Origin of the sequence: Micromonospora sp. NPDC007230 (assembly GCF_042869115.1) — a bacterium.
Classification (GTDB): Bacteria; Actinomycetota; Actinomycetes; order Mycobacteriales; family Micromonosporaceae; genus Micromonospora.
This window is the reverse complement of the sequence record NZ_JBIAFE010000021.1, coordinates 117,664-135,683: the sequence shown is the minus strand read 5'-3', so window position 1 is coordinate 135,683 and position 18,020 is coordinate 117,664. Positions and strand designations below refer to the sequence as shown.

Sequence of the window (18,020 nt, the reverse complement as noted above, 5' to 3'; positions counted from 1 at the left end):
TTGGAGTCACTTAGGACCAGAATTGCTAGCCTTACCGACGTAAAGACGACGAAGGCGGCTGAGAACAACAGCACGCCCGGAATCGAACCGAGCCCTCCCACCCCTAACCTGAACCGACGGTTATCATCATCGTACCGGATGGGTCTGCCCCGGTCGGGTCCTCAGCGGGCTGGTTGGCGATCTTGAACATACGAGCCATCGCCGTGGCCCTGCCGCCAGTCTTTTCCGCTGCTAAGACTGTCCCTAGTACTCCAGCCGGAGATGTTGATCAGGGCTCGGTGAGGGCTTGTCGGGCGTAGTGGCTGGCTTGGGCTCGGGCTTGGTGGCGGCGTCGCCAGATCGACCATTTGAGCTGGTCAGCGTGGCGGCGGCTGGGTTCGATGATCAGTGCGTTGAACAGGTGGCGTAGCTCGTTGACAGTCAGCGGGATCAGTCCTTGTTGGGCTGTGTTGGTGGCGCGGACGGTGGTGGTCGCGGCGGCGAGGAAGGCGTGGGCGAGGATCGCCAGGGTGGTCCACCGGTGCCAGGAGCGCCAGCGCCGGTTCTGGTGCTGGTCCAGGCCGAGGGCGGTCTTCGCGGTCTGGAATGACTCTTCGATCTTCCATCGGCGGCCGGCCACGGACACCAGCGCGTTCAGCGGCACTGGCTCGGGTGACCAGCAGCGGTAGAAGGCCAGCTCACCGGTGCGCCGGTTGCGGCGGATCAGCAGCCAGTGGCAGCCGGCGTGTGCGTCGGTGTGCGTGGGCAGCGGCATCCAGGCCCAGTCGTAGTAGCGGTACCCCTTCGCGCCGGGACCGGCCGAGACACGCTGCCAGGCGGCGCGGGGCATGCCGGCGGCGACCTGGTCGACCCGCCGGGCGCCGATACCGGTGAGCACCTGGTGGGAGCAGGCCACCGCGAGGACGTAGCCGAGGCGCAGGCCGCGGAGCGCGGCGGCCAGCCGCGGGTCACCGCCGTAGGCCTCATCGCCGGCCACCCACCGGCACGGCAGCCCGTCGGCGACAGCGGCGTCGATCATCCGCGCCGCCAACTGCGGCTTGGTGGCGAACCTGATGTCGTCGGGGACGCCGGCCTCGCTCCTGCGTGACGGGTCCTCACACCACACCTTGGGTAGGTAGAGCGCCGCGTCGATCAGGGCGTGACCGGCCTCGGTGGCATAGACCAGATGCACCGCCAGCTGACAGTTCTCGATCTTCCCGGCAGTGCCCGAGTACTGGCGCTGCACCCCGACGGTGTGACGGCCCTTCTTCAGATCTCCCGTCTCGTCGACGACCAGCACCGCGTCCGAGTCACCCAGGTGTTCCGCGACGAACCCCCGCACGTCAGCGCGGACCTTCCCGTCATCCCACTTCGCCCGAGCGAGCAGGTCCTGCATCCCGTCCGGTGAGGCGTCCCCAGCGTGCTCGGCGATCGTCCAACAGTTCTTCCGCGGCAGCGGCGCCAACAGGCCGCGCACAAAATCCCGCACCCGCCGGCGCGGCTCCGGCCTGCGGAAACGCACCCCGATTGTCAACATCAGCTCGTCGAACAACACCCGCCACCGCTGGGCGTCTACCCTGTAAGCCGCAGCCACCGCCGCGTCATGGTCAGTCCACACAACCGTCCATGCTCGACGGTGGCTGCTTCCGGTCCAGCCCCGGGCGAACCCTCGCCCCGCCTCAGATCAACATCTCCGGCTGGAGTACTAGGCTGGCCGGACGGATGCCTCGCGGCGGAAACCGGCGGACCTTCTTACAGCCGGTGTCGTTGTGCCGGGCGGTGGCTGCAGGCCGGTAGGACAGTCACGAGGAGCGAGGCAACCGCGTCAGCCTGTGACAGGTGTGCCGATGCTGTAGCGGTCGTTGGCGGAGCGAACGAACGACGGGTGCTGTGCGATCGCGCGGCGGATCGCTGCGGCAGTGGCCTGGTGCCCCGTGGGCTGCCGCAGGGCGTCCCGGAGTTCGGAGGGGGTCATCGGGTCGCCGCTGCGGGCAAGGTGCCGTGCGCAGCGTTCGGCAAGTGTCTCCGTCCGCCAGGGTGGGTCTTGAACGGTCACTAGCTCTGAGCGGAGCCGATCGTACTGACCCAACTCGCCGGCGATCCTCGCCACGACGGGTTGCATAGCTTCCCACATCGCGGTTCCGGCGGCCCGAACGCGGTCACGCTTGGCCCACGTCGCGCCGGCCGCCCAACCGGCCACGATCCCCAGCGTCGGCAAGAGCCACGGCAGTCGTCGGCCAAGGCGCAGAACGCCCGACACGCCCGCACTGGCAAGCATCGTCGCAAACGCAGCGCTGTAAAGCCGGTCGATCTGCCGCCCCTCCAACTCGCCAGCCATGTGCAGAACTTTGGCGCCGTTGGCCCAGTGCCCGGCGTCGCCGAAGCCCAGCTTGGCGAACACCCTGTCGGAGGTCACCACATAGGCGGGAGCGAGGAATGCCGCCAGAGCCAAACTCGGCCAGTCGTCCGGATCGCCTGTCGGCGCCGGCTGCCGGATGGCGGAGATCTCGGGACGGAGGTACTCCCCAATCGGCAGCTCGACCACTCGAAGCAGCGGGGCTACGTCGGACCGCCAGACGCGGAAGGCCTCTGCCGGGTCGATTCCTTGCGAGCGGCTGATCCGTTCCAGGTGTTCTTCGATCTCGCCCGGAACGTGATCAGCGATGAAGCAGGGAACGCGCTCGGTGGCCACCAGGCGCGTGATCAGCGAGTCCTCCTCGGTTGCCGCCTGTAAGCAACAAGCGTTGGTCAGCGCGTTGGTGTCCAACACCGCGACCAGCTGGGGACGGCCGGAAATGATCGTCAGACCCGACTGTCGACGGCCTGGCGACGGCGTCCTGGTCGTTGGCTGGATCGCCGTTGTGGTCGGCCGGGCCAGTTCTAGTGGAGTCGTCACCGTGGCTACCTCATTCTCGTGCGAGCTCGCAGGTGAGCCCGGAGCGACAGCTTGACGGAGCCGTACGACGGTCCGCGCCGATGTAGGACCCCGGGCACGAAGGCTTGGATCTCGCGGTGGCGGACAGCTACGCGATACCTCTGGGCCGGATCGGCTCCGAAGGCGACCGTCTCGTAGGGGATGTGGTTCCCGACTGGCCTGCCGAGCCATTTCACGGGCCGGCCGTCCGACACGGCAATGCGGTCATCCATCGCCGTCCAGATGACCATGTCGAGCAACCGCAGGTCCGAAATCAGAGGGGGCTTCCCGGCTCCCGCTTCGGCGGCGGCTAGCTCGGGGACCGTCTCTGACACCGCCGCTCGCAATCGCGCCACCGCTGGCTGGTGGTCCTTGAGGTAGGCGGCCAACGCCCGCACGATCCCGTCGAGCCGCTGCCTGCGGCTCAGGCCATGCCGGTTGCCCTTGGTGCTCAAGTCCTTACGGCGAAAGCCGAAGGCCATTCCCACGTGGCCGTCAAGCACCGGCACCGCTCTCGGTCGGTACAGCGCGGCCAGCTTGGTGATCTTCGGCGCCCACGCCCCGCCGAACCCGAACTGGCACACCCGGATGACGTCGTCGATCTCATCGTCGTCCATGAGGTGTAGGTCCCGGTCGGCGAGAACACGGCCGATCAGATCGGCGAACATGCGGCGCTGCGTCCGGTCGAAGTCTGCGACCTGCTTGAGATCCACCCCGACCGTTGAGGGCGTTAGCGAAAAGCAGCGACCAGGGGGTGACCTCGTTCATCACGCCCGCCGACCGTGCACTGATCCCGGCGAGATCGTAGAGAGACCAGCCGCTGTATCTGGATGTGCAGTACGTCAGGATCCTGCCCGCAGCCTCGCCGATCGGCACTGGCCCCAGCACCTCGCCGGCGAAGCCTGCGGTCACATCGATGACCACCTCGGACGCCATGACCGGAACCGTACCGACCGCCAGCGAGGTTGGCGTCCCCCGATTGCCCACCACGAGGGGCCCTGCAGTGCAGCGAGTCCGCTCCTCGCGGCTCGGCTACGCGCTAGGCTCGCTGAAGGCGGAAAACTCGCTGTTGATCTTGCCTGATGTGCGCGATGCGTGCTCGCCAGCGGGTGCCATCATGGGCTAACCGATGCCGGTCCGAGCCAATCGGGGTTAATGATCATGATTGCAGGCGTGATCCGTGTGGTCGGCGTGTGGTCATCGGCGGGGCCGGTCAGCCAGGGCAGTGCAGGTCAACGGGGGTCACTCCCTGCCAACGTGGGTCGACGTGCAGGTCGCTAGACTGGGCACTCGCGCCCTCGTAGCTCAGGGGATAGAGCAACGGTTTCCTAAACCGTATGTCATGGGGAAAATGCCCGTGGCAGGGATCCGCTCCTGCGCGTCGAACTTGCCGGCCTCGATGCTTCGAATTGAGGCGACCACTCGCTGAGCGCTAAAGACAGCACTGCTCCCTGCGGTTGCTTGCCGTCGCCAATCCTAGGTTGATAGTCAGTAGGGGGCGGCAAGATGGCGTCTGGCCAGCTAGCTTCGTGGCGTGACGGATCTTGAGCGCGGCATATACGAGCATCTGATTACCCGCGAACTCGCCGACTGGCTCCAGCACGTCGACTCCGCCCTGGTCCAGCAGGCCAAGCTCGACCCAGCCGATGCCCACAACGTGCTCGCCCGGCACATCGCGACCCTTGCCCGCCGTGCGCTGCTCGTCGTAGGCGGTAGCGACGACAAGCTCGGCCGCCAGGTCGAGCTAGCCAACCGGATCGCCGAGAGCATCGCCGAGGCCGAGCCGCGCGCCGTCGGCAGCGGCGATCAGGTCGCGGACGCCCAGCGCCTGCTACACGCCATCGCTGCCCCACCGACGGCGCCCGCCGTACCTACCTTCCCGGTACGCCCCACCACCCCGCTCTCCACCGGCGCGCTGCTCGTCAATGGCCGCCACCAGCCCCGCATCGGTCACGAGGTCACCCACGAGATGGCCTCCGCCGACGAGGTCGACCTGCTCTGCGCGTTCATCAAGTGGCACGGCCTGCGCATCATGGAGCCGGCTATCCGCGACCTATTCGCCCGCGGCGGCCGGCTGCGCGTCATCACTACGACGTACATGGGCGCGACCGACCAACGGGCCCTGGACCGGCTCGCCGAGCTGGGCGCCGACATCAAAGTCTCGTACGAGACCAGGACCACCCGGCTGCACGCTAAGGCGTGGCTGTTCCGCCGCAGCAACGGCACCACCACCGCGTATGTCGGCTCGTCGAACCTGTCGAAGGCCGCTCTGGTCGACGGCGTGGAGTGGAACGTCCGCATCTCCAACCTCGAGCAGCCGCACGTCGTCGACACCTTCGAAGCGACGTTCACCGACTACTGGAATGACACGGCCTTCGAGGTGTACGACCCGGCGACGGACGCCGACCGGCTGCGCATCGCGCTGCGCGGCGAACGCTCCGACGAGGCGCCGACCGAGATCGTTAACCTAGACGTGCGTCCGTTCCCGTACCAGCAGGAGGTTCTGGACGACCTGGACGCCGAGCGGCTGGTGCACGGCCGCTGGCGGAACCTGGTGGTGATGGCGACGGGCACCGGCAAGACGGTGGTAGCCGCACTGGACTACCGGCGGCTTCGCAAGGCTGGCCAGGTCGACTCGCTGCTCTTCGTCGCCCATCAGGAGCAGATCCTACGGCAGAGCCGGTCGGTGTTCCGGCAGGTGATGGGGGACGGCAGCTTCGGCGAAACCCTCGTCGGTGGGGATCGTCCGAAGGACTGGAATCACGTCTTCGCCTCGATCCAGTCGCTGCACCGGCAGGAGATCGCCCCCGAAGCGTTCGACATGGTGATCATTGATGAGTTCCACCACGCCGAGGCACCAACGTACGCCCGGCTACTGGACCGGCTGCGGCCGCGCGTACTGCTGGGGCTGACCGCGACCCCGGACCGGAGCGACGGCGGTGACGTGCGGCGGTGGTTCGACGGCCGTGCCTCGGTGGAGCTGCACCTGTGGGAGGCCCTCGAGCGACAGTTGCTGGCGCCGTTCCAGTATTTCGGGCTGCACGACGACGTCGACCTGTCCCAACTGCGGTGGAAGCGCGGACAAGGGTACGACCCGGCCGAGTTGGACGACGTCTACACCGGCAACCACGCCCGCGCCCGGATGATCCTGCAGGCGGTCCGCGACACCGTCGACGTGGGGCGAATGCGGGCGCTTGGGTTCTGCGTAAGCATCGGGCACGCAGAGTTCATGGCCGACTGGTTCACCCGCCATGGGGTGCCGTCGGCCGCGGTGACGTCCAGGGTCGATCGCGTCGGTCGGCACGCGCTAATCGATCGCTTCCGCAAGCGTGAGCTGCGGGTCCTGTTCACTGTCGACCTGTTCAACGAGGGCGTCGACCTGCCGATGGTCGACACAATCCTCATGCTGCGCCCCACCGAGAGCGCCACGGTCTTCCTCCAGCAGCTCGGGCGTGGTCTGCGCCTCGACGACGACAAGCCGTGCCTGACCGTGCTCGACTTCATCGGCGGGCAGCACGCCAACTTCCGGTTCGATCTGCGGTGGCGGGCCCTGACGGGCGTCAGCCGGCGGGCCGTCGAGGCCGCGGTGCACGATGACTTCCCGTCGCTGCCGAGTGGCTGCCACATCGAGCTAGACCGGGTGGCGAAGGAGATCGTGCTCGCCAACCTGAAGTCGGCACTGCCGACCTCGAAGAACGGGCTGATGGCGGAGCTGCGGCAGCTCGGTGACGTAAGCCTGGCCGAGTTCCTACACGAGACCGGCCTGGAAATCGAGGACGTCTACCGGTCGGCCAGCATCGGCGGGTGGGCGGGGCTGCGGCGCCTCACGGGCATCGACACCTCGACCGGTGGACCGGACGACCGCGAACTCGGCCGGGCCATCGGGCGGATGCTGCACATCGACGACCTAGACCGGCTGGACCTGCTCGCCCGGGTCGCAAGTGGCGAACAGCCCGGCAGTGGACGGCTACTAGACATGCTGCATTTCAGCCTGTGGGGGCCGTCGGTGCCGCTGACGGAGCGCGACGCGCGGCTCAAGCGGCTGTGGGCGGAGCCGGCGCGCTGCGCGGAGCTGCGGCAGGTCGCCGAGGTGCTGCGGGATCGCATCCACCGGGTCACGCCGGAGCCGGAGTCCGCGCGGCTGCCGCTGCGGGTGCACGCCCGCTACAGCCGCAACGAGGCGTGCGCCGCCTTTGGCATGCCGAACCCGGGGTCGCTGCGGGAGGGCGTGAAGTGGCTGCCAAACGAGCAGGCCGACCTCTTCTTCGTCACCCTGGTCAAGTCCGAGCAGCACTACTCCCCCACCACCATGTACGCCGACCGGGCCATCACCGACCGCCTCTTCCAGTGGGAGTCGCAGAGCACCACGTCGTCGGCCTCAGGGACAGGGCAGCGCTACATCAACCACGAGAAACTAGGGTCGACGGTGCACCTGTTCGTGCGGGAGACCAAGGTCGCCGATCGCGACCTGGGTGCGCCGCCGTACCTCTACGTAGGGCCGATGACGTACCAGGAGCACACCGGCGACCGCCCAATGCGGATTCTCTGGCGCCTGCAGCATCCGCTCCCCGCCGACATGTACGCCGCCGCCCGGACGATCGCCGCATGACGTCAACCCGCCATGAAGTGCTGGACCGGCTGTCCTCGCTACGCCTCCATCAACGCCACGGACGGCGCGCGCCGCACAAGCCGCTGCTGGTGCTGCTGGCCCTCGCGCGCCTCACCGACACTGGATCAAGTGAGCTGCCCTGGTCGGAGGTTGAGGCTCGGCTGAGCGAATTGATTGCCGAGTTCGGCCCCGCCTCAAGGACAGCCCGCGCGCAGAGTGCGGCCTATCCGTTCACCCGGCTGCGCAGCGACGGCGTCTGGACGCTCAACCACGAAGTGCCGATGGACCTCATCGGCCCCTTGGCAGCGCACGAGGTGGTGGGCCGGCTCGCCACACCCATCGAGGCGGCTCTGCGGCAGGATCCCGAAATGCTGAGGGCTGCCGCTCGCGCCCTGGTAGAGAGCCACTTCCCGCCGACGATCGCGCCGGACGTCCTCACCGCCGCAGGACTTGACCCCGACGACATCCTGCACGCGCCCGGCGCGGCACCAGCCGCCGTCCGCCGACGGGATACCAGCTGGCGGCTTGCGGTCCTTCAAGCATGGGACCGGCAGTGCGCCTTCTGCGGGTACGATGGCCAACTCCACAACGCTGCAGTCGGGGTCGAGGCTGCGCACGTGCGGTGGTGGGCCTTCGACGGTCCGGACACCCTCGACAACGGCCTTGCGCTGTGCGTACTGCACCACAAGCTTTTCGACTTCGGTGCACTGGGCCTCGATACCGACCTGCGCATCCACGTATCAACCGCCTTCACCTCGCGGACCACCGCCGGGCGCATGGTGTATGACCTGCACGGTCGGATGCTCAGGCCGCGTCCGGGCACGCCGGTGCCGGCAGCCGACCATGTCTCCTGGCACCGTCGCGAGGTGTTCAAGGGCGAGCCACTGGCCGCATAGCAGCGCCCGTATGCCGTTCAGGACACGTGCGAGGACGCTTCCACCACCCGCTTGCTGGCGATCGCCAGTTCCTCGTCGGTGAAGAGCGGCCGGAACCGCGGCCTGATGACCACCGCCTCGACCGTCAGATCCACCCGCCCCCGCTCCCACAGCGCCGTGAACCCGTCGGAGACGCCCGGGTTGTGGAGCAGTTGCCGGGCCGTGGCCAGTCCGCCCTTCTCGGTGAGCATGCGGAGGAACAGCGCGGCGTGGTAGTTCGCCTCGTCGCGGGCCCGTTCGTAGCTGCGGACCATGGCCTCGTGGAAGGCCGCTTCCAGCACCCTCCGGTCCGCCGTGCCACGGTCCGGCTCGTCGGGCATGCCCTCGGTGCGGTCGTAGGCCCGGTCCATTGCCTCGTTGAGGGTGTCCTCCAAGGCCGCCCGATCGGGCGTCTTTCTGCTGACCGGCGGCGCGGTGGGGGTCGCTTCGCGGACTTCACCGCCGCCGGAGAGTCGCAGCAGCCGGGTGACGCTGCGGAACCGGACGGCGGCCGGGCTGCTCGGCGGGAAGTACTGCACGAGCCCGGCGTGGCGTCCCCGGCTGTCCTCCACCGGCACGTCCCGCTTCATCGAAGCGGCGCCAACGACCGCCTTCGCCTCATGGGGGCGTACCCAGCAGACGAGTTTCGCGCCGGTCGGATGGGCACGCTCGACGCGGACGTTGGCCCGATACTTCCGCGCCTCCGGGGACGCGCTGTCGTAGTAGCGGGCCCAGCCCAGCACCTTGCCTTCGTGCCGGATCGGCACGTCACGGCAGTGCTGGTAGCAGTCGATCGCGGCCACCGCCTCGTAGGGCCGCAGCCACGCGACGTTGCGGTAGCCGACCGGCACCGGCACGATCCCGTCGTCCGTCGCGGGCACGTCGGCTGGCCGCGCGGCCGCGTCCGGCGCGGGCCGCTGCGGCGGTACGACGACCGCTGGCTCCGGCGCGGCCTGCCGAGGCGGGATGATGGCCGGCGTTTGCGCAGTTTCGTCGGAGTCAGCCTCGACAGCTGATGGCGTATCAGCATCGGGTGGAACCGGCGACGGCCGCCCGGTTTCGGCGGCGGCCGGCTTCGGCGGCTCGGGGTAAGGCGGGGCCGGCGCAGCGGGCACCTCGTCTACCGGCTCATCCGCGACGGGCGCGTTGACCGGCGGTGACGGCGGCTGTTCGCGCGGCGGCGCCACGGCCTCACGGAGCGGGGGCTCCGCATGCCATGCCGACGGGACATCCGGCTCGACGAACGGTGCGGGCTTAGGCACCTCCACCGCCGGCGGCGGGACGCTGATGCCAAGCTCGTCGATGCGCTGCCACAGCGGCTCCAGCGCCGCCTCCGGATCGCGGCTGAAGACGCTCCCCCGGATACGCACGAACACGCAGTTGCCGACCCGCTCCAGCACCGCCTGCCGGCGCATGTCGCTCTCCCACTGGTCCGGCCCGTGATACGCGTCGCCGTCGCACTCGATGGCCAGCCGCCGCCCGTCCGGCGCGGGCAGGACAAAGTCGATCCGGTACCCGCCGATGCGGAACTGCGGCAGCGGCCGGTACCCGCGACGCAGGATGCGGCGCAGCACCTCGCGTTCGAAGTCGCTGTCGCAGCGCTTCTCCAGGTCGTCGTACGCCTCGTCGGCGGCGGTGACGTTCTGGCAGTAGGTGAGCAGCAGCCCGCGGGCGTCGTCCTCGCGCAGGTCGGCCGGCTGTACGGAGTGGAACACCCACAGTTGGTCGCGGGCGCGGGAGGCGGCGACGTTGACCCGCCGGTGGTGGTCCCGCTTGGTGAAGGCGGCGACCGGGCCCTGGTGCGGCTCGGCGACCATCGACACCAGGACGATGTCCCGTTCGTCGCCCTGGAAGGTGTAGGAGTCGCCGACGCGCAGCCGGCGTCGTTCCATCTCCTCCTCGCCGATCTCCTCGCGGAGCCGGGTGAGCAGGTAGAGGGCCTGTCCGCTGGTGCTGAGCAGGCTGACCACCCCGATGCTGCGCCCCTCGTACGCGGGGTCGGCGACGGTCGCCGCGACCCGGGCGACGAGGGCTTCGGCCTCGGCGACGTTGACGTTGCCGTAGCCGGCCAGGTCCTGGCGGATGCCCTCCGGCACGTGCACGGCGATGACCGGGTCGCCGATGCCGGCGGGCCGGTCGGTGCGCAGCGGCTCGATCTCCCCGCCGTAGTACGTCTGGCTGGAGAAGCCGATGATCGCCGGTACGCAGCGGAAGTGCTCGGTGAGCAGGATGCGCTCCGGGGAGCGTCGGACGGCGTGGTCGTAGAGGCTGCTTTCCGGGTCGAAGTGTTCCGCGGACGGCACGTCGACCAGGTGCGAGTTGATCAGACGGGTGACCGTGCCGACGAACGACAGCTGCGGACCGATCTGCTGGTCGTCACCGACGACGACGGCTCGTTCGGCGAGGCTCAGAACGGGCAGGGAGAACATGTCGGCCTGAGACGCCTCGTCGACGATCACGACGTCGAAGTGCGCCCCGCCGGCGAACTGCTCGATGGCCCGGTCGATGGACATGACCCAGACCGGTACCGCGTCGACGGCAGCGCTCATAGCCCGCTGGGCGTGCGCCTGCCACTGGGCGGCGTTCTTGCCCGTACCCTTTCCGATCTTGCGCAGGGCGGTGGTCCAGTCAGCGAGCGCGGCTCGCCGACGGTCGTCGAGGGCCTTGGAGACCTCCAGCCAGGAGGAGGCGACGACGAGTTCCTGAGTGAGCCGCCGGATGCGCTCCCGGGTCTGCTCGACCCGCCGGCCGAGCGCGACCGGGTCGACGCTGCCCACGACGGTGTCGAACCAGGTCTGGGCGGAGCGCCACTGCCATCGGTGCAGGCAGTCGCCGCCCGTGCCGGCAAGGGCGGTCGCGGTGCCCTCGTCGATCTGGGTGGTCCAGGCGGGGGCGGACGGGCGGAGCCGTTCGGCGAGTTCGGTGAACCGGTGCGCGTCGGGGCGCAGGCCGGCCAGCCGGCGTACCTCGTCGAGGATGCCGTCCCAGCCGGGCAGATCGTCCTGCTGGCGGCTCTGGTCGAGCAGCCGCCACAGCTCACTGGCGTCGCCGGTGGACATCCCGACCTGAAGCACCGCACCCAGCTCGCGTTCCTCGGCGACGAGCTGATCGTGGGTGAAGACGGCCGCGCACCGGGCGATCAGGTCGGTGAGGGCGGTAAGCCGGCGTACGTCGACCGCCTGCTCGACCCGGGGCACCAGCCGGCGGACAGTCGCGTGCAGGGTGGGCCAGCGCTGGCGGTCCCAGTCCAGGGCGGTCGCCGCGTCGGTGAGCAGCCGACCAGCCCAGAGCTCGGGCTGGCCAGCGGGCTCCTGCGGCAGGTGGAGCAGGTTCCGCCACTCGGTCCACCGGGTGGCGAGCTCCTGCCGCAGCCGCAGGCGGTTGACGTACGCGACGACGATGTCGACGTCGTCGGTGCTGCGCAGGATCTCGCCGTCGATCCGGCAGTCGGCGGCGAGCTTGGCGAGCGTGCCCTGGAAGAGCCGGTTGACGCCCTTGCCGGCGGCGAAGCGCTGGCGCAGCTCGCCCAGCTGGGCCACTAGCCGGCGCGGTTCGGCGAGCTGCGGGTCGGGGACGGTCACCTGGTGGCCGGCGACGGCCCGGGTCGCCGTGGCGAGTTCGGAGAGAGCCCGCTGGCAGGCCACGACGTGGTCCTCCCACATGGCCCGCCAGTTCGGGTCGGCCTGCAGAAGCTTGGCGAGTCCGTCCGTCCAGGCACCCTCCCTGGCGGTGAGCACGGCGAGTGCCTCGCGCAGGTGCCCGGCGAGCTCGTCGAGGGCCGGCCGGCCGAATGCCCGTACCTCCGCAAGCACCACACCTTCGGCGACGAGCCGGTCCAACTCGGCGCGGGCGGCGGCGAGTTCCCGCCGCGCGGCGAGGACGGCCGAGGCGGTCGGCAGCGCGGCCGCCGTCGGCAGGTGCCGCAGCGCCTGCGTGCGGTCCTGGCGGACGGTACGGCCGGCGATGTCGAGCAGCTCGGTGAATTCCTCGACGGTGAGCGGAGCCTCGAGGTGCGGGGGGATCTCGTCGGGGATGTCGGCGTACTGGTCGGCACGGTCCCGCAGCCAGCTGCCGACGTCGCTGGGGGACAGCCGGATGCCGTCGATCTCGTAGTGCGCGGACTCGTTCTCCGCCAACGTGCGCAGCGCCCCGAGCGCCTGGCCGAGGTCACGTTCGGCCTCCTCGAGCTGGCGGCGCAGCCGGTCCACCCGCTGCTGCTCGCTCCGCTTGTCGAGGGTGGCGCCGCGGTCGGAGAGTTCCCGGGCGGCGAGCTGCAGCTGGACGAGCTGGTCGGTGGAACGGCCGAGCACGGCCAGGCACAGCGACTGGATCTCCTCAGGCAGCCCGTCGCGCAGTACCCGCAGCGGGTCCTCCTTCTGCGCGACCACGAGCACCCGCTTGCCGTGCGCCATCAGGTGGCAGATCAGGTTGCGGATGGTGTGCGTCTTGCCCGTGCCGGGCGGCCCTTGGACGGCCACGTTGCGGTGCTGGGCGAGCCGTCGGGCGATCGACTCCTGTGCCTCGTTGGTGGGCAGCGGCATGAGCAGCCGCTCCCCCAGCGGCGCCCACCGGGCCGGCTGGTCGTGCGGCATCTCCAGGCGGCTCGGCTCGTGGGCGAGGATGGCGGCCAGCGCGCCGATGCTCGATGTATCGCCGGTCAGCAGGCGGGCCCGCAGTTCCTCGAGAAAGCGGCGCAGCATCCGCTGCCGGGGCCGGACGAAGAGCACGCCGGTGTCGTGGACGTGCGAGCCGGCTGGAGCGGGAGCGCGAGCGGCCCGCACGGTCGGATCGAGCCCGAGACGGCGCAGGGCCCGTTCGAGGAACTCCAGGCGGGTGAAGTCGTCCCAGACGTCGAGGTCGAGCTGCCCGCCGGCACCGGCGAGCGCGAGCAGCTGGCTCAGGTACCGCTCGTCGAGGCCGGTCAGCGGGTCGGTCTGGAGACGGCCGGCGCCCTGCGGCACCACCGTGATCATCGACCGGTCGGCGTCGAACTCGATGGCGACCGGGGTCACGACGAGGGGGTACTGCACCCGGTTCGCGTCGACGTCCGTGCGCAGGACACCGTGTCCCCACACCAGCTCGTGGGTGGCGGCGTTCATGTCGACGCGGTGTTTGAGGTCGAACAGGCTCCGGTGCAGCCGGCGGACCGCCTCGGTACGCCGTGCTTGCTCGGCCCACGGGCGCCAGTCCCGCTCCCGCCACTGCTCGAACCGAGTACGCAGGTGCTCGACCGTCTCCTCGTCCCCAGCCAGCCGCGGTTCGATCTCGTATGACAGTGGCCCGGCGATGTACGGGCTGAACTCGCCGGGTGCCCGGAGTTGCTTCGGCGCAGGCGGCAGACCTACCCGCAACCAGCTGCTGCCGTCCGGGGAGACACCGACCTGGCAGTCCGGGTGGACGGGCAGGTCATGCTGCCAGTGCGCGTCGGTCTGCGGCACCGTCCGGGCCGGCTTCTCGATTTGCGCCCGCACGGCCATCAGGTAGTCGACCAGGGAGGTGGCGCGGTCGAGGATCAACGACGGCGACTCCGCCGGGGACGTGGTGCGGGAGAACATGTGAACCCTTTGACTCGTGATGGGGAGGCAATGGTCGAGCGGACGCCGGCGTTCGCCTTTGGTCCGGTCAGCCGACCGGACCCGTCTGGGCGACGGAAGAATCATCGCGGTCCATTCCGGCTTCCGCACCTGCCGCGAACACGCGCGTACCCCACCCACCTCCCCGCTGGCGGTCTTCGGACCCTACAGGCGGGAGTCCTGGCAGCGGGACCCCTGACCCGTCAATGCTTCGATGAACGAGCGGGCACGTTGCCTGACGAAACGGGCGAACCAGCGGGTCTGAGCGGCCAGAAATGTCCGGCTCGTTCATGAAACCCGCTGGCCGCCCCAGGCCTCGGCCGTTCAGGCCTCAGCCGTTCAGGTACGCGAGCGCTGCGAGCACCCGCCGGTTGTCGTCCTCGGACGGTGGCATCCCCAGCTTTGCTGAAGATGTTGTTGATGTGTTTGCTGACCGCCTTCTCGGTCACGAACAGCCGTCCTGCGATTGCCGCCTTCGACCTGCCCTCGGCCATCAGCCCCAACACCTCCCGCTCCCGTGTCGTCAGCTCCCCCAGCCGCTGCATCCCGCTGTTCCGCGCCAACAGCTGGGACACCACCTCCGGGTCCATCGCCATGCCGCCCTCGGCGACTCGGCGCACCGCGTCGATGAACTGGCCAACGTTGGACACCCTGTCCTTGAGCAGATAACCCACTCCCCCAGCCTTGTCGGCGAGGAGTTCCCGCACGTACAGCTGCTCGACGTGTGGGGACAGCACGAGGATCGGCAGCCCGGGCAGCTGCGCCCGGGCCGCGAGCGCGGCCTGCAGGCCTTCGTCGGTGAAGGTGGGTGGCAGGCGCACGTCGAGGACGGCGACGTCGGGGCGGTAACGGGTGAGCGCCGGCAGCACGGACGGCCCGTCGGCGACCGCTTCGACCACCTTGTAGCCGTAGGCGTCGAGGATGCGGGCCAGCCCGTCCCGGAGAAGGGCGGGGTCCTCGGCGATGACAACCCATGGAGCATCACCCCGCCGAGACCCCGCAAGCTGCGCAAGCTCCCGACGTGCTCGCCGAACTCAGCTCACCGCCAACTCGATCACTCCTGTTGCAAATCCGCGGACAGCAGCGATGTCCACGCAAACTGCCTCTCTCAGCCTTTTGGAGGACTCGTGTCAGTCGTTCGGTCACTTACCGCGATAGCCGCGGCGACCGTGGTCGCGGCGAGCGTCGGTGCGGCACCCGCCCGCGCCGCAGTCAACGACCCGCTGTCCGGCAAGCAGTGGGGCCTGCAGCAGGTGCGGGCCGAGGCGGCCTGGGCCACCAGCACCGGCAGAGGGACCGTCATCGCGGTGGTCGACACCGGCGTGGACCTGAGCCACCCGGATCTGAAGTCCAAGCTGGTCACGGGCGCCACGTTCGTCAACTGCGGCGCCACCTCCTGCGGGAACGGCGACTGGCGTGGGCCCAACGGCGTAGCCGACTCCTCCGACGAGCACGGCACGCACGTGGCCGGCATCGCGGCCGCTGCCACGGGCAACGGCGTGGGCATCGCGGGTGTCGCACCCGGGGCGAAGATCATGCCGATCAAGGTCCTGGAGGCCGGCAGCGGCAGCTTCGAGGACATCGCCCTGGGCATCCGGTACGCGGCGGACCACGGCGCGAAGGTGATCAACCTCAGCCTCGGGGCAGTGCCCGGTGCGCAGGCGTTGACGCTCACCGGGCTGGTCTCCGACGCCACCGAGGCCATCGCGTACGCGAACGCCAAGGGTGTCGCGGTGATCGCCGCCGCCGGCAACGAGGCGGCCCCCTTGTGTGACACCCCGTCCTGGGAGCCGGGGGCGCTTTGCGTAGTTGCCACCGACCGTAACGAGCTCAAGGCCTGGTATTCGAACCTCGGCCTGAAGGCCGATCTCAAGGCGGTCGCAGCCCCCGGCGGTGCGGGCCTGGTCTCCTGCGACGACGACATCTGGTCGACGGTGCCGCAGGGCACCGGCTCGACCGCCTGCGGCCAGCGCGACTACGACGCCTACGCCGGTACGTCAATGGCCACGCCGCATGTCGCCGGGGTGGCCGCGCTGCTGTTCGCCCAGGGCCGAAGCCTCGACAACGTGTACTCGGTGCTGATGTCGACGGCCAGGACGCCGGGCAGCCTCGCCCGTGGGGTCTACACCCCGGCGTACGGGTGGGGAATCGTGGACGCGCAGGCGGCCGTCGCCGCGGCCCGCGGCTAGCGGGGCGGCGATGACGTCGATCATCCGCAGCGGGAAGGTTCGCTGGTGGCTGCCGGCCGGGGTGGCCGCGGCCCTGCTGATCCCGCCTGCCCCGGCACCGGCCGCCGGTGAACTGCCGCTGGCCGCGCCGGCAGCGACCATGTCGGACGGGCCGGCGACCGCCGCGTACCTGCACGATGTGTCACAGCCGATCCCGGGGGTGACGGTGACCGGCTCGATCGTCGAGCACCACCGGATCACCGCACCCGATGGGGTGAAGCTGGACAGCTGGATCGTTCGCCCGCCGGTCGCCGGACCGGTCCCGGTGGTGCTTGACGTGACTCCGTACTACGGTGGCGGCTCGCCCGTGCTGGAGGGTGGCCTCGGCCATCTGCTCGGCCGGGCGGGGGATGTCCTGGTGCCCCGCGGCTACGCCTACGGCATCGTGTCGCTGCGCGGCACCGGCAACTCCGAGGGCTGCTTCACCATCGGTGGCCCGACCGAGGCCAAGGACACCGCGGCGGCGATCGAGCACTACGGCCACCAGCCATGGTCGAACGGGCGGGTCGGGCTGATGGGCGTCAGCTACGACGGCACCGCACCACAGGACGTGTGGGTGGAGGCGCCACCGTCGCTGAAGACGATCGTGCCGATCAGCGGGATCTCCGACCTGTACAAGTACAACTTCGTCAACGGAGTGCCGATCAACGTTCAGGGCTTCGGCTTCAACACCTATTACTGGACCCTGGTTGGGCTGAGCCCGGTCGGCCTGTACGCCGGCAGCAGCCAGCTGCGCGATCCGGTGAACGTGCCGGGTGCCGTCGCCGGCGAGGTCTGCGCCGAACAGGTGTGGGTACAGGAGGGCGGGGTCTCCTCCACCGTGGACGGGAACAAGGACGGGTACTGGCAACTGCGTGACTTCGGCGCCGAGTTGCGCGCCGCGCCGAACCGGCAGCGGGCAAGTGTCTTCTACATTCACGGCCTGCAGGACTGGAACGTGAAGCCGCACAACATGGCCGATTGGCTGGCCGATGTGCAACGGACCGGGGTGCCGTTCAAGGCATGGCTGGGCCAGTGGGCGCACGCCTGGCCTTCGCGTACCGACTGGTGGGAGCAGGTGATGGTTGCCTGGTTTGACCAGTTCCTGAAGGAACGCGACACCGGCATCCTCGCCGCGCCGGCCATCCAGATGCAGGACGACGCCGGACGATGGCGGCACGAGAAGAGCTGGCTGCTCGGCGCCACGAACGCGATGAATCTTTACCCATCCGTCGATGGCGTCCTCCGCACCAAACCAGGCACCGGCCCGGTGCACTACTACGACTACCAGGGTCGGCTCGCCACGGAGGCCGAGGAGACCCGCAGTGGCCACGGCAACGGCAAGGTCGTGTTCGCCTCGGCACCGCTGGACCGCGACATCACGCTGTCCGGCATGCCCAGCTACCAGGGCACCGTCACCGCCACCGGCAACCGGGCCAGCCTCGTGCTGTCCCTGATAGAGCGGCGGGCCGACGGCACCGAACGCTCGATCAACTGGGCGGCGCAGAGCCTCAACCACGTAACGGATCCGGCAGCCGGACGGTTGACCGTCGCCGGCCTGCCACAGAAGGTGAGCGTCGATTTCTTCCCGCAGGATACGGTCATCCAGGCCGGCAGCCGGATCGTGCTGGTCGCGGCCGGTAACACTGTGGGTGATCAGCCGAGCCTGCAACCGGTAGCCGACGGGTCGACGATCGTGCTGGACCTGGCCGACGCCCGGCTCAGCCTCCCGGTCGATACCTCCCTCCGGTACGAGCGGTCCTGATCCGTCCGTGAACCGGGGTAGCGGTCCGGGCTCGGGTCGGAAGCAGTAGCAGCACGCCG

8 protein-coding genes and 1 pseudogene are annotated in these 18,020 nt (G+C 69.6%); 4 read left to right on the top strand and 5 right to left on the bottom strand.

What is annotated here, in order from left to right; translation table 11 throughout:
• Positions 1 to 268: 268 nt before the first annotated feature.
• The 3 genes from ACFYML_RS26440 to ACFYML_RS26430 all read right to left on the bottom strand — a co-directional run bounded on the left by ACFYML_RS26440 (position 269) and on the right by ACFYML_RS26430 (position 3,606).
• Positions 269 to 1,516: an IS701 family transposase gene (locus tag ACFYML_RS26440; RefSeq protein ID WP_387423224.1), complete on the bottom strand. Its 1,248-nt coding sequence runs from the start codon at positions 1,514 to 1,516 to the stop codon at positions 269 to 271.
• A 288-nt stretch (positions 1,517 to 1,804) separates the two neighbouring features.
• Positions 1,805 to 2,875 (bottom strand): PIN domain-containing protein, encoded by a 1,071-nt coding sequence (locus tag ACFYML_RS26435; protein WP_387423209.1) that lies wholly within the window; start codon positions 2,873 to 2,875, stop codon positions 1,805 to 1,807.
• A gap of 5 nt (positions 2,876 to 2,880) precedes the next feature.
• Positions 2,881 to 3,606 carry a DUF6308 family protein gene (locus ACFYML_RS26430; RefSeq protein WP_387423208.1) on the bottom strand — a complete coding sequence of 242 codons (726 nt, stop codon included), beginning with the start codon at positions 3,604 to 3,606 and terminating at the stop codon, positions 2,881 to 2,883.
• Positions 3,607 to 4,427: 821 nt separating this feature from the next.
• On the opposite strand from ACFYML_RS26430, the gene ACFYML_RS26425 reads away from it, so the two are divergent.
• Together ACFYML_RS26425 and ACFYML_RS26420 are read left to right on the top strand one after the other, a co-directional pair.
• Entirely contained in the window at positions 4,428 to 7,502 is a 3,075-nt protein-coding gene (locus ACFYML_RS26425) for a DUF3427 domain-containing protein (protein ID WP_387423207.1), read from the top strand.
• Positions 7,499 to 8,398, top strand: coding sequence for a phosphorothioated DNA-binding restriction endonuclease (locus tag ACFYML_RS26420; protein ID WP_387423206.1), 900 nt, complete (start codon positions 7,499 to 7,501; stop codon positions 8,396 to 8,398). The genes ACFYML_RS26425 and ACFYML_RS26420 overlap by 4 nt, the downstream gene beginning before the upstream one ends.
• Positions 8,399 to 8,415: 17 nt before the next feature.
• Here ACFYML_RS26420 and ACFYML_RS26415 read toward each other — a convergent pair whose 3' ends face one another.
• Both ACFYML_RS26415 and ACFYML_RS26410 read right to left on the bottom strand, forming a co-directional pair.
• Positions 8,416 to 13,971: an AAA domain-containing protein gene (locus ACFYML_RS26415; protein ID WP_387423205.1), complete on the bottom strand. Its 5,556-nt coding sequence runs from the start codon at positions 13,969 to 13,971 to the stop codon at positions 8,416 to 8,418.
• Positions 13,972 to 14,320: 349 nt separating this feature from the next.
• A pseudogene (locus ACFYML_RS26410) lies at positions 14,321 to 14,954 on the bottom strand (LuxR C-terminal-related transcriptional regulator).
• Positions 14,955 to 15,116: 162 nt separating this feature from the next.
• On the opposite strand from ACFYML_RS26410, the gene ACFYML_RS26405 reads away from it, so the two are divergent.
• Positions 15,117 to 16,178 (top strand): S8 family peptidase, encoded by a 1,062-nt coding sequence (locus tag ACFYML_RS26405; protein ID WP_387423204.1) that lies wholly within the window; start codon positions 15,117 to 15,119, stop codon positions 16,176 to 16,178.
• A gap of 10 nt (positions 16,179 to 16,188) precedes the next feature.
• Positions 16,189 to 17,961, top strand: coding sequence for a CocE/NonD family hydrolase (locus tag ACFYML_RS26400; RefSeq protein WP_387423203.1), 1,773 nt, complete (start codon positions 16,189 to 16,191; stop codon positions 17,959 to 17,961).
• The last annotated feature ends 59 nt before the right edge of the window (positions 17,962 to 18,020 follow it).